The organism is Methylomonas koyamae, from assembly GCF_001644025.1.
Classification (GTDB): domain Bacteria; phylum Pseudomonadota; class Gammaproteobacteria; order Methylococcales; family Methylomonadaceae; genus Methylomonas; species Methylomonas koyamae_A.
On record NZ_LUUK01000166.1, the window covers coordinates 1 to 14,906 of the forward strand.

At 58.5% G+C, this 14,906-nt stretch carries 14 protein-coding genes and 1 pseudogene; 7 read left to right on the forward strand and 8 right to left on the reverse strand.

The window, feature by feature from the left end:
- From A1355_RS12140 to A1355_RS12150, 3 genes and pseudogenes are all read left to right on the forward strand, one after another.
- A pseudogene (locus A1355_RS12140) lies at positions 1 to 326 on the forward strand (arginine decarboxylase); the annotation flags it as partial.
- A 33-nt stretch (positions 327 to 359) separates the two neighbouring features.
- The gene (locus tag A1355_RS12145; RefSeq protein WP_064028434.1) at positions 360 to 1,226 is read left to right on the forward strand and encodes an NAD(P)-dependent oxidoreductase; all 867 of its coding nucleotides are present in this window, start codon (positions 360 to 362) and stop codon (positions 1,224 to 1,226) included.
- A gap of 16 nt (positions 1,227 to 1,242) precedes the next feature.
- Complete coding sequence (locus A1355_RS12150; RefSeq protein ID WP_064028436.1) at positions 1,243 to 2,562, forward strand: UDP-glucose dehydrogenase family protein; 1,320 nt, start codon at positions 1,243 to 1,245, stop codon at positions 2,560 to 2,562.
- Here A1355_RS12150 and A1355_RS12155 read toward each other — a convergent pair.
- The 6 genes from A1355_RS12155 to A1355_RS12180 form a co-directional block, all read right to left on the reverse strand.
- Complete coding sequence (locus tag A1355_RS12155) at positions 2,522 to 2,986, reverse strand: Rho-binding antiterminator (RefSeq protein ID WP_082885514.1); 465 nt, start codon at positions 2,984 to 2,986, stop codon at positions 2,522 to 2,524. The genes A1355_RS12150 and A1355_RS12155 overlap by 41 nt on opposite strands.
- Before the next feature lie 64 nt (positions 2,987 to 3,050).
- On the reverse strand, positions 3,051 to 3,296 hold the full coding sequence (locus tag A1355_RS12160) for a YfhL family 4Fe-4S dicluster ferredoxin (protein WP_064028440.1): 246 nt from the start codon (positions 3,294 to 3,296) through the stop codon (positions 3,051 to 3,053).
- 2 nt (positions 3,297 to 3,298) lie between these two features.
- On the reverse strand, positions 3,299 to 3,784 hold the full coding sequence (gene coaD, locus A1355_RS12165) for a pantetheine-phosphate adenylyltransferase (RefSeq protein WP_064028443.1): 486 nt from the start codon (positions 3,782 to 3,784) through the stop codon (positions 3,299 to 3,301).
- 57 nt (positions 3,785 to 3,841) lie between these two features.
- A complete protein-coding gene (rsmD, locus tag A1355_RS12170) occupies positions 3,842 to 4,393 on the reverse strand; it encodes a 16S rRNA (guanine(966)-N(2))-methyltransferase RsmD (RefSeq protein ID WP_064028444.1) in 552 nt (183 codons plus the stop codon).
- A gap of 2 nt (positions 4,394 to 4,395) precedes the next feature.
- Complete coding sequence (locus A1355_RS12175) at positions 4,396 to 5,754, reverse strand: M16 family metallopeptidase (RefSeq protein WP_064028447.1); 1,359 nt, start codon at positions 5,752 to 5,754, stop codon at positions 4,396 to 4,398.
- Entirely contained in the window at positions 5,744 to 7,114 is a 1,371-nt protein-coding gene (locus tag A1355_RS12180; RefSeq protein WP_064028449.1) for a M16 family metallopeptidase, read from the reverse strand. Before A1355_RS12180 ends, A1355_RS12175 begins: the two co-directional genes overlap by 11 nt.
- Positions 7,115 to 7,207: 93 nt before the next feature.
- On the opposite strand from A1355_RS12180, the gene cyoE reads away from it, so the two are divergent.
- On the forward strand, positions 7,208 to 8,107 hold the full coding sequence (cyoE, locus tag A1355_RS12185) for a heme o synthase (protein ID WP_064028512.1): 900 nt from the start codon (positions 7,208 to 7,210) through the stop codon (positions 8,105 to 8,107).
- Positions 8,104 to 9,105: a glycosyl transferase family protein gene (locus A1355_RS12190; RefSeq protein WP_064028451.1), complete on the forward strand. Its 1,002-nt coding sequence runs from the start codon at positions 8,104 to 8,106 to the stop codon at positions 9,103 to 9,105. The genes cyoE and A1355_RS12190 overlap by 4 nt, the downstream gene beginning before the upstream one ends.
- On the opposite strand, the gene A1355_RS12195 is transcribed toward A1355_RS12190, so the two are convergent.
- Positions 9,088 to 9,723: a PilZ domain-containing protein gene (locus tag A1355_RS12195; RefSeq protein WP_064028454.1), complete on the reverse strand. Its 636-nt coding sequence runs from the start codon at positions 9,721 to 9,723 to the stop codon at positions 9,088 to 9,090. The genes A1355_RS12190 and A1355_RS12195 overlap by 18 nt on opposite strands.
- Before the next feature lie 66 nt (positions 9,724 to 9,789).
- Between A1355_RS12195 and A1355_RS12200 the strand changes: the two genes are divergently transcribed.
- Together A1355_RS12200 and A1355_RS12205 are read left to right on the forward strand one after the other, a co-directional pair.
- Positions 9,790 to 10,380: a transglycosylase SLT domain-containing protein gene (locus A1355_RS12200; RefSeq protein ID WP_064028457.1), complete on the forward strand. Its 591-nt coding sequence runs from the start codon at positions 9,790 to 9,792 to the stop codon at positions 10,378 to 10,380.
- A 96-nt stretch (positions 10,381 to 10,476) separates the two neighbouring features.
- On the forward strand, positions 10,477 to 10,896 hold the full coding sequence (locus tag A1355_RS12205) for an FKBP-type peptidyl-prolyl cis-trans isomerase (protein ID WP_231883654.1): 420 nt from the start codon (positions 10,477 to 10,479) through the stop codon (positions 10,894 to 10,896).
- A 35-nt stretch (positions 10,897 to 10,931) separates the two neighbouring features.
- Here A1355_RS12205 and A1355_RS12210 read toward each other — a convergent pair whose 3' ends face one another.
- Positions 10,932 to 14,888, reverse strand: coding sequence for a CHASE domain-containing protein (locus tag A1355_RS12210; protein ID WP_064028462.1), 3,957 nt, complete (start codon positions 14,886 to 14,888; stop codon positions 10,932 to 10,934).
- Positions 14,889 to 14,906: the final 18 nt, after the last annotated feature.

A 14,906-nucleotide genomic window follows, 5' to 3' on the forward strand; every position in this document is an offset into this window, starting at 1 on the left:
TGCATGCCATCGCCGCCGGCGACGATTATTTGATCGGCTTTTTCATGGTTGGCGCCTACCAGGAAATTCTGGGCGACATGCATAATCTGTTTGGCGACACCCATTCGATTAACGTCGAACTGGACGGCGACGGTTACCGCTTCGGCGAATTCATGGAAGGCGAGGATGTCAGCGAATTGCTCGATTACGTGCATATCGATACCACCGCATTGAAAGCGGCCTACCGGCGCAAACTGGACCAGGCCCCGTTAAGCGCCGAGCAAAAGCACGCTTTCGAGCAAGAATTGCTGGTCGGACTAAACGCCTATACTTATCTGGATAAATAACGGCGTTAGCCGACGCAAGCCAACGGAGTACGAATGAAAGCGGGTTTTATCGGTTTGGGCGCCATGGGGCGGGGCATGGCGATTAACCTCGCCAGGGCCGGCCACTTGGCGGCGGTTTATAATCGTAGCGGCGACAAAGCCTCGGCGCTGGCCGCCGAACTCGGCATCGAAGCCTGCGAGAGCATCGAGCAAATGGCGGCGCGGGTCGAAGTGCTGTTTGTCTGCGTATCGGCCGACAAAGATGTATTGGCGGTGGTCGACGCGATTTGTAAAACCGTGCGGGCCGGGAGTGTGGTGGTCGACATGTCCACGGTGTCCGGTGATACCGCGCGTCAGGCCGCGCAAAGGCTAGCGGCCCGGCACGCAGACTTCCTCGACGCTCCGGTGTCCGGCGGCGTCGAAGGCGCCCGTAACGCCAGCTTGGCGATGATGGTGGGAGGCGATGCCCAGGTGCTGGAGCGGGTTCGTCCGCTATTGGCGGCCATGACCAAGCGCATCGAACATCTGGGCGGAGTCGGTGCCGGCCAAGCCTGTAAGGCGGTCAATCAAATCATGGTGGCGGGCATCAATCAGGCCGTGACCGAAGCGCTGGCGTTTGCCGACGCTCAGGATTTGCCGATGGATAAAGTGATCGACGTCATCGCCGGTGGCGCCGCCGGCAACTGGTTTTTGGATCACCGGGGCAAAACGATGACGCAAGGCTTGTTCCCGCCGGGCTTCAAACTCGCCCTGCATCACAAGGATCTGAAGATCGCCCAGCAGATGGCGCAGCATGCCGGCATGGCCAGTCCGTTGACGGTAATGACCTTGGCGGACTACGCCAAGTTAATGGCTAAGGGTTATGGCGACGAAGATATTTCGGCGCTGTACCGATTGAAACAACAGCGAAATTCCAATTAGTTTACAAGGTGTAACAATGAAAATTACAGTGTTTGGCAGCGGTTATGTAGGTTTGGTAACGGGTGCTTGCTTGGCCGAGGTCGGTAACCAAGTGATGTGCATGGATGTCGATGCCAGCAAAATCGAACGTTTGAAACAAGGCATTATCCCGATTTACGAGCCGGGTCTGGAAGAAATGGTTAAGGACAACATGGCTGCCGGCCGCTTGAGCTTCACCACCGACGTCAAGGAAGCCGTGGATTTCGGTTTATTTCAATTCATCGCGGTCGGCACGCCGCCGGACGAAGACGGCTCCGCCGACTTGAAATACGTGTTGGCGGTGGCCAAAAGCGTTGCCGAGCACATGACCGATTACAAAATCGTCGTCGATAAGTCCACGGTGCCGGTCGGTACCGCCGACAAAGTCAAGCAAGTCGTGGTCGATGTCCTGGCGCAACGCGGCGAAGCCTTGGAATTCGACGTGGTATCCAATCCGGAATTCCTGAAAGAGGGTTCGGCGCTGGACGACTTCATGAAGCCGGACCGCATCATCATCGGCACCGACAATCCGCGCACCGCCGAGTTGCTGAAAGCCTTGTACGCGCCGTTCAACCGTAGCCGCGAGCGGGTCATCAATATGGACATTCGCTCCGCCGAACTGACCAAATACGCCGCCAACGCGATGCTGGCCACCAAAATCAGTTTCATGAACGAACTAGCCAACCTGGCCGAGCGTCTGGGCGCCGACATCGAGCACGTTCGTCACGGGATCGGCTCGGACAGCCGGATCGGTTACAGCTTCATTTATCCCGGCTGCGGCTACGGCGGCTCTTGCTTTCCCAAAGACGTCAAGGCGCTGGAACGCACCGCTCGCGACTACGGCTATCATGCCGAATTGTTGAGCGCCGTCGAAAATGTCAACGACCGGCAAAAGCACCGCTTGTTCGAAAAAATCTCCGCGCACTATCCCGACGGCGTCAAGGGCAAAACCTTCGCGTTGTGGGGCCTGGCCTTCAAGCCCAACACCGACGACATGCGCGAAGCGCCCAGCCGAGTCTTGCTGGAAGCCCTGATCGCGGCTGGCGCCACGGTACGAGCTTACGACCCGGAAGCGATGGAAGAAGCCCACCGCATCTACGGCGACAAAGCCGGACTGGTTTATTGCCCTAAACAGACCGATACCTTAAACGACGCCGACGCGCTGATCATCGTTACCGAGTGGAAACAGTTCCGCAGCCCGGATTTCGACGATCTGAGCAAGCAATTGAAGGATAAAGTGATCTTCGACGGCCGGAATATGTACGAACCCCGGTTGGTCAAACAGTTCGGTTTGGGCTATTACGCGATCGGGCGCTAAATGGTCGGTATCGCTGGGGCGGGGTAATCGCGCCGCCCCGGCGCCACGCTAAGCCGCGCAATCGTTCAAGATTAAGATCGTATAGATTTTTCCCTCGGCATTTACAGACACACCGAGGGCCGCGGCTCAGGCCGCCAATTAAGTTATTCAAAAACGCTTGGTCGGTAAACGTCGCACCCGGTGTCGGCATTTCCAGCTTCGCCAAAGTCAAGGCTTCGATGCCGTCGGTGTCCAACAATAAAACCTCGCGCTTGTCGGCGATTGTGACGGTATCGACGCCATTGCCCTCTAGTACTCGGCCGTTTCTCGGCGCCACTTTCACGCAATAACCGTAAAGACGGGCGATTTCCAAATAGTCGTGCAACCGGCTGGCGATCGGCTTAGGCTCGGCGGTGCGAATCACATGTTTCGATAATCCCAACATTCGGCGGGTATCGACGTCGCATCGTCCACTTAGTGGTCGCGAGCGGACGTCGAGTCGGCCGAAATTAACGGGTCAGCTTCAAATACTTGCGGTAAAGACTGTCCTGATCCTCGACGACGCCGGGGTCCTTGGAAATGCAGTCCACCGGACAGACTTCCATGCATTGCGGCTTGTCGTGGTGGCCGACGCATTCGGTACACAAGCTGGGGTTGATGATGTAGATTTCCTCGCCTTGCGAAATGGCGCCGTTCGGGCATTCCGGTTCGCAGACGTCGCAGTTGATGCATTCATCGCTAATAAGCAGTGCCATGGTTACTCCGATTTAAATTTTGCGATTAAACGTTGTTTGACCGGCTCGGGCACGAAACTGGACACGTCGCCGTGCAATTGGGCGATCTCGCGGATCATGCTCGACGAGATGAACTCGTATTGTTCGGCCGGGGTCAGGAATACGGTTTCGATATCCGGATTGAGCCGGCGGTTCATTCCCGCCAATTGAAATTCGTATTCGAAGTCCGAAACGGCCCGCAAGCCGCGAATGATGACGCTGGCTTGGTGCTTACGGGCGCAATCGACCAACAAGGTGTCGAAGCCGATCACGGTGACGTTCGGGAATTCGCTGGCGACCTCGCGAATCAAGGCCACCCGCTCGTCCAACGAGAATAGTGGATTCTTGCCCTTGCTGACCGCCACCGCGACGATCACTTGCCGATACAGTCGGGAGGCTCTGGCGATCAGATCCAGATGGCCGTTGGTAACCGGATCGAAGGTACCCGGGTAAATCGCGGTAATGTTCATGGATTTGGGGCCATAGGAAAAAGGCGCGCATTTTAACCCATCCGGATTGCGAAAGCCTTAGCAGCGTTGCAACAGGCTGTAGGCGACTTCGCCGGCCGTCTTGGCCTTCAATAACCGCCAACCGTCCGGCCAGACCGGCAGCGGTCGATTGCTTTCTGTTTCGACGTAGATTTTTGCATAAACGCTCAACCAGCCGGCGGTTTCCAGCAACTCGCAAGTTGGGCCGGCCAAGTCACGGCCGAACGGCGGATCGAGAAACGCCAGATCGAAGGCCCGCGCGGGGCCTTGCAAAAAGGTCGACACGTCCCGCTCGACCAAGTTGATCGAGCTGGTCGCGAGCTTGCCGGCGTTGTCTCTGATCCAGCGGCAGGCGTTCGGATGGTTTTCCACTTGCCAGACTTCCTTGGCGCCTCGCGAGGCCGCTTCGAAACCCAGCGCGCCGCTACCGGCATACAAATCCAGGCAGCGGCTGCCGGCGACATCAAGCTGCAACCAATTGAACAAGGTTTCCCGAATCCGGGACGGCGTCGGCCGCAAGCCCGGCGCGTCCTCGAACAGGATTTGCCGGCCGCGCCACTGGCCGCCGATGATGCGTATCCGGTTCGCCATGCTTATTCGCCGGCCTCGGCCTCGGCCTCGGTTGCTTTGGCTTGCTTCGCGGGTGTGGGTTTGGCGGCCGCGCCGCCGACCGTAACGGTTTGCAGCAACTCCGGTTTCACCCGGCGCGCGAAGGCATCCTTGATCTGCTCGACGCTTACCGCTTCGACCTTACTCTGGAAGGTGTCCAGATAATCCAAGGGTTGTTGGTAAAAGCCTATCATCGCCACGTAGTCGCTGAGCTTGGCGTTGGTATCCAGGCGTAGCGCGAAGCCGCCGGTAATGTTCTGCTTGGCGGCGGTCAGTTCGGCATCGCTAGGGCCTTTCGCCAAAAACTCGGCGAAGGTTTGCCGCAGCACCTGCAAGGCCTGCCCGGTCTGATCGTTGCGGGTTTGCAAACTCATCATGAACGGTCCCTGCCGATACATTGGCGCGAACACGCTGTAGGCGCCGTAGGCCAGGCCGCGTTTTTCCCGGACTTCTTCGAACAAACGCGACACCATGCTGCCGCCGCCCAGGATGTGATTACCAACGTAAAGCGCGAAGTAATCCGGGTCTTTGCGATAAGTACCTGGCAGGCCGACCAACACGTGGGTTTGGGTCGACGGAAATTCGATGTGTTGTTCGCTGGTCTGGCTGGGCATGGTTACCGGCGGAATTTCGGCCGGTTTTTCGCCCTGTGTCAGCTTGGTCAACAATTGGTCGGCGGCTTGCTCGGCTTGTTGCCGGCTCAAGTCGCCAACGATAACGACCATTGCGTTAGAGGCCACATAATAGCGCTGGTAAAAGGCTTTCAAATCGGCAGCGGTCAACGGCGCGACCGTTTCGATCAAACCAGCTTCCGGATGCGCGTAGGGGTGGTCGCCAAAAACCGCTTTGTTGAACGCGATGCCGGCAATTTCGCCGGGCGATTCCTCTCGATGTTTCAGGCCGGCCAAGGTGCGGGCTTTTTCGCGCTGAAAATCGGCTTCGTTGAACGCCGGTTGGCTGAGCACGGTTTCGAAAGTCGCCAACGCCTTGTCGAATAACGCTCGGTCGGTCAGGGTGCGCACCGACAGCCAGGCCATGTCTTCGCTGACGCCGGCGCCGTACTGCGCGCCGACCGACTCGAAACGCTGGGCGATGTCGTCCGCGCTCAAGTTTGCCGCACCGCTGTCGAGCAAGGCCGAGGTCAAGGAGGCGATGCCGAATTGCGCGCCGTCGCGGGCGCTGCCGGCGTCGAACACCACCCGAATGTCGGCCATCGGCAGGCCGCCGGTATGTACAAAGTAAACCCGGCTGCCTTGCGCGGTTTGCCAATGTTCGATTTTGGCGGCGGCCCAAGCCGACTGGCTGAGCAGCAGCAGAATCAGACCGAATAAATTAAAACGCATGACGGACTCCTGACAGTTTTTTCGGTTTGGCCGATTCGGTGATCGGCTGCGGATCGAGGTAGGCGACGGTCAAGGTGTCTTCGATCAAATATTTACGCGCGACTTCGCGCACCTGTTCGGCGGTGACTTGATTGACCTTGGCAACGTAGTCGTCGGACTTTTGCCAGCCGATGCCAACCGTTTCCAGCGTGCCGAGTTGCATGGCTTGATAAAAATTGGAGTCTTTTTGGTAGACCGAACTGGCCAGTACCTGAGCTTTGATGCGTTGTAATTCCTCTTTGTCGATCAGCTCGTTCTTCAGTTGATAAACCTCGTCGAGCAGGGCGTATTCCAAGTCGTATACGGTTTTGCCTTCGGCCGGCGTGCCCTCCAACAGAAACAAATCGGACAGTCGCGAAGTCAGGTCGTAACCGGCTCCGGCCGATACCGCGACCTGCTTGCCCCTGATCAAACGGGCCGGCAAGCGGGCGCTGTCGCCGCCGTCGAGGATGCCGGACAGCACTTCCAGCGCGTAAGCTTCCCATTCGGGTTTGGCGGTGTTCAAGACCGGCACTTTGTAGCCCAGCATCACGTAAGGCAATTTGGCCGGCGCCTTGACGGTGATCCGGCGCACGCCGCGCTGTTCGGATTCGGCTTGCGGCTTGACCGGCTTGATCGTGCTGGGTTTTAGCGGGGCGAAGTATTGTTCGGCCAGTTGCTCGACTTGCTTGGCGTCGACATCGCCGACCACCACCAAAGTGGCGTTATTCGGCGCGTACCATTGTTGATACCAGGCTTGCAGGTCTTCGATCTGGTAATTGGCGATGTCGGACGGCCAACCGATCACCGGATTTTGGTAGGGGCTGTTGGTAAACGCGGTCGCCATGAATTGTTCGTGGACTTTGGCGCGCGGCTGGTCGTCGGTGCGCATCCGCCGTTCTTCGGTGACGACTTCCAATTCCTTTTTCAACTCGTCGGCTTTCAGATTCAGGTTGCGCATCCGGTCGCTTTCCAGCTTAAAACTGATTTCCAGCCGGGATTTTTCCAAGGTCTGAAAATACGCCGTGTAATCCTGGCCGGTGAAGGCGTTCTCGCTGCCGCCGTTGGCGGCGATTATTCGGGAGAATTCGCCGGCCGGATATTGTTCGGTACCCTTGAACATCATGTGTTCCAACATGTGCGAGATGCCGGTAATGCCGCCGGGTTCGTAACTGGCTCCGACCTTGTACCACACCTGCGAAACCACCACCGGCGAGCGGTGGTCTTCCTTTACCAGTAGTTTCAAGCCATTGCCGAATACGTGTTCGTGTACCTTGCTGTCCTCGGCCCTCGCCAGGATGGCAGGGCAAAGCAGCGCTAACGCTGCGAGCCTGTGTTTCATAGTTCCCTCGTTGCTTGGAATGGTGAGCGCCTGTGATTGTTTTAATAATCAGAGGTTCACTGTTATTCTATATGTTTGCCGAAACCGAAATCCATCCGCAGCCGAATGACGGACAAACCCGCGTTATCCTGGAAGAACTATTTGGAACTCTGCAAGCCCAGAGTCGTGGCATTGATCGTGTTTACCGCGATCGTCGGCATGTTGCTGGCCGTACCCGGCATGCCGCCGCTGGCCTTGTTCGTTTATGCCACGATTGGCATTGGCTTGGCGGCTTCGTCGGCGGCGGCGATCAATCACTTCATCGACCAAGAGGCCGATGCCGAAATGGCCCGTACCCGCAACCGGCCGCTGCCGACCGGCGAGCTGAATTCCCGTCAGGTACTGCTGTTCGCGGCGGCGATCGGTTTGTTCGCAATGGGCTTGTTGGCGGGACTGGTTAACGTATTGACGGCGGTACTGACGTTTCTGTCCTTAATCGGTTATGCCTTTGTTTATACCATCTATCTGAAAAAAGCCACGCCGCAGAACATCGTGATCGGCGGCGCGGCCGGCGCGGCTCCGCCGGTGTTGGGCTGGGCGGCGATGACCGGTAACGTACATCCGCACGCGCTGTTGCTGTTCTTGATTATTTTCGTCTGGACCCCGCCGCACTTCTGGGCGTTGGCGATCGCCAAGCGCGAAGAATACGCCAAGGTTTCCATTCCGATGCTGCCGGTTACCCACGGCGTCGAATTCACCCGCCTGCAAATCTTGCTATATACGATATTGCTGCTGATCACCACGCTGCTGCCCTATCTGACCGGCATGACCGGCTTGATTTACCTGGCGTCGGCGGTATTGTTGGGCCTGGGCTTTTTGTATTACGCGGTGCAGATGATGCGCAAGAAGGACAATAAGACCGCGATGCGCACCTTCGGCTACTCGATCGTTTACTTGATGCTGATCTTCGCCGCGTTGTTAATCGACCACTACTTCCCGCTTTCCCTGTCATGACGCTGACTACCGAAGAACACCCGTTCGCCGAATTCATCAAAATTCTCGGCAAGGGCAAGAAAGGCGCCCGGCCGTTAACTCAGGACGAAGCCTATCGGGCGATGAAAATGATTTTGGCCGACGGTCAGGTCGAGCCCATCCAGCTCGGCGCGTTTTTGATGCTGATGCGGGTCAAGGAAGAAACCTGCGAGGAACTGGCCGGTTTCGTCGCGGCCGCGAGGGAGAGTTTTCACTGCGATCATGGCATCCAGGTGGACCTGGACTGGTCGTCCTACGCCGGCAAGCGCCGACACTTACCGTGGTTTTTGCTGTCGACCTTGCTGCTGGCCGATAACGGCGTCAAGGTGTTCATGCACGGTGCCGGCGGTCACACCCAGGGCCGGCTGTATACCGAAAACGTCTTGAACGCGTTGGGCTTACCGCCGGCGGCGTCGATAGCCAAGGCCGCCGACCAACTGCAACGGGGTAATTTCAGCTATTTGTCGTTGGAACACATCTGCCCCAAGTTGTTCGACATGATCAATCTACGGCCGGTCATGGGCTTGCGCTCGCCGGTGCATACCTTGGTCAGATTGCTGAACCCGTTCGACGCCAGTCACAGTATCCAGGGCATATTTCATCCGAGCTATCGCCAGGTCCATCAAAAAGCGGCGTTGTTGTTAAACCAAGCGCACATGGCGGTATTAAAAGGCGAAGGCGGCGAGACCGAGCGTAACCCGGATGTCGAATGTTTGGTGCAAAGCGTGCATGGGGACGAGCTGAGCGACGAGGTCTGGCCTGCACTGTTCGAGCGTCGGCATATGAAAGCCGAAGAACTGGACCCGCAATTATTGGCCCGAGTCTGGCGCGGCGAGATTGACGACGAATTCGCGGTGGCCTCGATCACCGGCACCGCGGCAGTGGCGCTAAAGCTGCTCGGCCGCGCTGGCAGTCAAGCGGAGGCCGAACAGCTTGCCAAGGACTACTGGCGCAAGCGCGATCTAGCCCGCGGCTTGTAAACCGGCGACGGAAAAATTCGGGATACCCTTGAAATCGCCGCGCGCCAGATGTTGGTATTGCAGACCGATCAGCGTCGAAAACTCGTCGTGTTCCACCCAGATCACCTTGGCCTGGCCCTGCAGTTCCAGATGTTTGAAGTCGAAGTCGGCGATACTGTTCGGTTGCACTTTTACCAATCCGAACATCCTGATCATCAAACCGTCGACCGAAACGTTTTCGGTGCTAAACGCATAATCGACTCCGTCCAGCACAATATGCCCCGGCTCGGTCATCGACTTGCGGTAGGCACGCCGGGAATACAGTAGCTGGTCGGCATCGTAGGATAAATGGCGAAACTCGATCGCAATCTGAAAGCCCTGCTCGGTCGCTTCGGCTCTAACCACTTCCGCTTCGCCCACGACGCGCATTTCCGGTAAATAAATATCGACGATAGGCGAAACTTGCAGGGCGCTGAATATGTCCTTAATGCCGTTTCCCGGCGGCGTATCCACCAATTCCGCCAATAGCCCAGTCAGCGAGAGATTGACGATTTTGATCGGATGTTCCTGATACCCGAGATAGAGCAAGCCCTGGCTGGTCAGGTTTTTTCGGTAGGCGCGGTTTTCAACGATGGGCATGGCCTGTCCTTTTTGATAGCGGGGGCTTCCGGTCGGGAGTCCTGAGTGACTTAGGGGTATTAGGGCATGAAAAATAAACTAATCGGTTTCGTTAGTCTAACGCTTTTCTCGGCCTGCGCCAGTCTGCCGCCGAAAAACACCGAAAATCTGTGTGAAATTTTTCGGGAAAAGGAGGACTGGTACCAGGCCTCGCTCGATTCGGCGCGGCGTTGGGGCGTGCCCATCGCGGTGCAAATGGCCATCATTCATCAGGAAAGCCGCTTCGTCGCGGACGCCGAACCGCCTAGGCCGACGATTTTAGGATTTATTCCCTGGTTCCGGTCCAGCAGCGCCTACGGTTACCCGCAAGCCAAGGACGAAACCTGGGCCGATTACCGGCGGAAAACCGGGAAAGACTGGGCCGATCGCGAAGACTTTGCCGACAGTTGCGATTTCGTGGCCTGGTACTGCGCCACCACTCGCGACATGCTGGGCATTTCCGCGTCCGACACCCACCATCTTTATCTGGCTTATCACGAAGGCCAGGGCGGATACCGGCGTAGCAGCTATTTGCAGAAACCTTGGCTATTGAATACCGCGCAAAAAGTTCACCGGCGCGCGCTCAATTACGACGCGCAATTAAGCGGTTGTCGACAGGAGCTGAACGCCGAAAACTGATAAACTAAACCGTTCACCAAACCGCAGGGAGTTATCGTGAAAACCGTAAAACAGCGCGTCGTCGCTACTTTAACCGCATTTATTATAGGATTCGTCATGTTCTCGATGGCCAACGCCACTACCCCCGCTGAAAATCTCGCCGCCGGCGAAGCCTTTTTGGCCGAAAACGCTAAAAAGCCCGGCGTCGTCACCACGGCCAGCGGCTTGCAATATCAAGTCGTTACCGAAGGCAGCGGCGCGCAACCCGGCCCAACCGACAACGTCACCGTCCATTACCAAGGCACGACAATAGACGGCAAGGAATTCGACAGTTCCTACAAACGCGGCGCACCGGCCTCGTTCCCGTTGAATCGGGTGATTCCCGGTTGGACCGAAGGTCTGCAATTGATGAAGGAAGGCGCCAAATACCGTTTGTTCATCCCGGCTAAACTGGCGTACGGCGAGCGCGGCGCCGGTCGCGACATCGGCCCCAATTCGGCGCTGATTTTCGATGTCGAACTGATCAAGGCCCGTTAATCCGCAAGGCTTGGGCGGTGCGCCAGCCGCGCCGCCTATCCGTCCCGCTCCGCATCCAATCTAGCGAGAGCCGTCACAGTCTCCCGCCCCGCCAGCCGAAACCGCCGATAGTCGGCTTCCCGCAATATCCCGCGACTCATCCCTTCGTCCAATGTGACCGCCGCTTGGTAAAGTGCCGTGGCGCCTAGATTGCCGGCAGAGCCTTTCAGCGCATGCAACAAGCGATGAGCTTCAGCCAAATCACCTCGTTCCACAGTCCGCTCGATCCGCGCCATATCGGTTTCGGCGTGAGTTTTAAAGGCGCGCAGCATCTCCAACACGCTGGATTCGTCGCCGCCGAGCAGCGTCAACACCGGACCGAAATCGAAACCGGCGGCGCTCAACTTCACCAACTCCGGCGCATGCGGCGGCGGGACTGACGCTACCCCAACGTCGACCATTGAGGGGCGGCCCAGCTCTTCGCAAAGCCGTTCGATCAACTCGAGCGGCTTGACCGGCTTGGCGATGAAGGCGTTCATGCCGGCGGCGGCACACCGCTCCTGTTCGACCCTAGTCACGCCGGCGGTCAGCGCAATGATCGGAACGTCTGCTTGGTTTGATTCGGCTCGAATACGGGCGGTCGCTTCCAAGCCGCTGACCAAGGGCATGTGGATGTCCATCAGTACCGCATCGTAGCGGTGTTGACGTACTAGGTCGACAGCCTGCTGGCCGTTGCCGGCCAGATCCACCGCGATCCCGGCCAGCTGCAGGAACTCGGACACCACGCGTTGATTGACCGGATTGTCTTCCGCCACCAGGATGCGCGCCCCGCGCAACGCCGCGCCGCGCGCCCGCATTTCGGCGGCCAGACCGGTTTGATGCCGAGCGCCGGCTTCCGGGACAGCTGGGGGCGGCAGGGTCTCGGCGATAGGCAGATTCAGCTCGAACCCGAACACCGTGCCGCTACCCAGCCTGCTGCGGACGTCAAAATCGCTGCCCATCAACATTAACAATTGTCGACTGATCGCCAGTCCGAGGCCGGTGCCGCCGAAATCGCGGGTGATCGAATTGTCGATTTGCGAAAACGGTGTAAACAATTTGTCCAGATCCTGCTCGGCGATGCCGATTCCGTGGTCCTCGACTTCGAAACGAATCAATTCCCCTGCGGTTCCGGCGCGGCGCAAGCGTAGCGCGATGTCGCCGTGGTAGCTGAATTTGACGGCGTTGCCGAGCAAATTGGCCAGTACTTGCTGCACGCGCAGTGCGTCGCCTATCACCATCGTCGGCAGATCGGCTTCCAAGTCCACCTGGAAACCCAATTGTTTACCGGCCGCGCTGCCGGCAAACAGCGTTCTCAAGGTTTCAACCAAGGTCGGCAGGCTGAACGGTGCCGGCTGTATCGCCAATTTGCCGGCTTCGATTTTGGAAAAATCCAAAATGTCGTTGAGTATGCCGAGCAGACTGTCGGCGGAAGCGTGGATTTTTTCCAGATAATCGCGAATCTCGTCGCTGACCGGTTTGTTCAGGGCCAGCAGCGACATTCCGAGAATGGCATTCATCGGGGTGCGGATTTCGTGCGACATATTGGCCAAAAACGCCGATTTTGACTGCGCCATTGCTTCGGCGGATTCCTTGGCGGCAATTAATGCGCGCTCCACGCGCTTTCGCTCGCTAAGGTCACGGACCACGGCCTGTAACGCGGTCTGACCGTCCAGTGAGATCGCGGACAAGGTGACTTGCGCCGGAAACGCAGTACCGTCGGCGCGTAGGTGTTCCCATTCGAATTCTTGAAAACCGTGGGTCAAGGCTTGCGCCATGATTTGGTTGGCGGCCGGGTAGGAGTGGCGACCGTCCGGCTGGAATGGCGGCGAGACTTGGGCCGGATGCAGACCGCAAAAGGTCGCGGCGTTATCGTATCCAAACAGAGCCAGCGTGGCCGGATTGCAATCCACGAATCCGGCGGGCGTTACGACCATCACCGCTTCGTGCGAAACGTTGAACAACTCTCGGTATTTCAATTCGCTCTGCCTCAGGACTTCCGCGCCGGCGTGCGCCTCGGTTATGTCTTCGACGATGGTCCAGAGGGCGGGCGCATCGTCGCGGCTCGCCAGCCGCATCCCGTTCAAACGCAATAGCCGTTCGCGCCCGTCCGGCCGTAAAAACCCGATTTCGTAGGGGCTGAAGCGCTTGCTATCGGCGGGGCCTATCGTCAGGTCGGCGGGAAGCAGCATGGGTAGCGCGGTGCGGTTAAGTTCCTCGCTGGTGTATCCGGTGATATCCCGAAAGGCTTCGTTGAACTCCCGCAAGTTGCCAGCGGGGTCAAGCAGCGCGATACCCAGCGGCGACAGTTCGTAAAGTCCGCGTAATTTACCTTCTTGTTCGGCCAGATCCGCGAAGGCTTTTTTCAGATTGGCGTTGGCGATGTCCAATTCGGCGGTACGGGCTTCGACCAAGGCTTCGACGAATTCGGCGCGTCCGGTCGAGGAGAGTAGATAGATGTTCAACAACCCGGCGAACAACACCCCGCCCATCAAGACGGTCCAGGGTAGCCAGGACGATTGTTCCGAAATAAAGTCGGCGTCGGCTTGTACGACGATTTCCAGACGGCGATCGCCGAGCGTCAGGCTTTGTCGAATATCGGTCAGCATGGAGATCGTGCGGTGCGCGACGCCAAACAGATCCGAGGCCCCCTCGTCGCCGTCCGGGTCATTAAGCACCACATTCAAACCGTGCGTTTGCAGGCCCCGCAACGCGGCCGCGACCAGCGCGCCGGTACGCACCACGGTGTAGGTATAGCCGGCCAGCTCGCCGTTTTCGCCGGGTTCGAACAGAGGCATCACCAATAGCATGCCGTTTTCCTGACCGCCGAATTGCGCCAGACCCACGTTGGTCGCGGCGCTCAGATCGCCGCTGGCCCGGGCTCGGGCCAAAGTTTGCCGGCGTTTCGGTTCGGAGCCGAGATCCATCCCCTTCAGGTCGGCATTTGGGGCTGCCGGCTCGACGTACAACATCGGGTAATATTCATCGCGCGTGCCGGCAGGCGTCAACGCGCCGTCGGCTTGCAAATCCTTAATATCGGCCGCTGGCGCTCGAAGCCGTAGCTTGGCTTCGAACGCCGCGCGGTTGGCCGCGCTAACTCGCGGCGCCCAAGCCAGGGCCAGAATATCCGGATTCCGGGCCAGTACGCCATCGGCGAATATCGCGAATTCGCCGGCTTCCACCGAACTCGAGGCCCGAAACAGACTGTGTAACGACAACGAAGCGGTGACGGCCTGATTGAAGTGTTCCGCCAGCGCTTTGCCGATTGCGGCGGCGCTCGCCTCGAATTGCTGGCGTAGTCGCTGTTCTTCGACTCGTTGTACCTGAAAGAAAACCACGACCAGACCCGCCAACAGACTCAGCGTCGGTAGCGCGATCGTTGCCAGACGGCCGCGCCAAAACGGTTGGGGCCGGGCAAACAGGCAAAACATCAGCGGCGACAAAATGACCGCGCCGAAGCAATCGCCGACAAACCAATTCCACCAACTCGCCGGCGCGGCCTGTTCGGTCAGCAGATCGAAATACCACAGACTGGTCACGCCCACGCTGGGTGCCAGCCAGCAAGACAACGGTCCGGCCAACAAGGTGTAGCGGAGAATTTGCCCGCCCCGGTTCAAGGCCGGAACACCGGGGCAGAGCCAGCGTCGCGATAACTGGGCCGCCAACAGCGTTTGCAAGGTGGTGCCGCAGGCAACCGATATCGCGGCGTAACCGACCTGCGGCGAAAAATGGCCCAGGGTCTCGCTGGCGTGACCGAGATTGATCAGCAGAGCCGCCACCCAAATCGCCGGCCAATCGCGATTTCCCCAAATCAACAGCGCCGCCAGTCCGATACCCGCCGGCGGCCAGATCGGACTGGCGTAGCCGGGCGGTACCGCCAGAACCAGACCAAGCCAACCCGAGGCCGCGATCGCGGCGGTCAATACGAAACGGCGAAACAAGGTCGCGGCTAGCGCGCGAGGCGATGTCGGCATTGGCAATTCGCGAGTGGA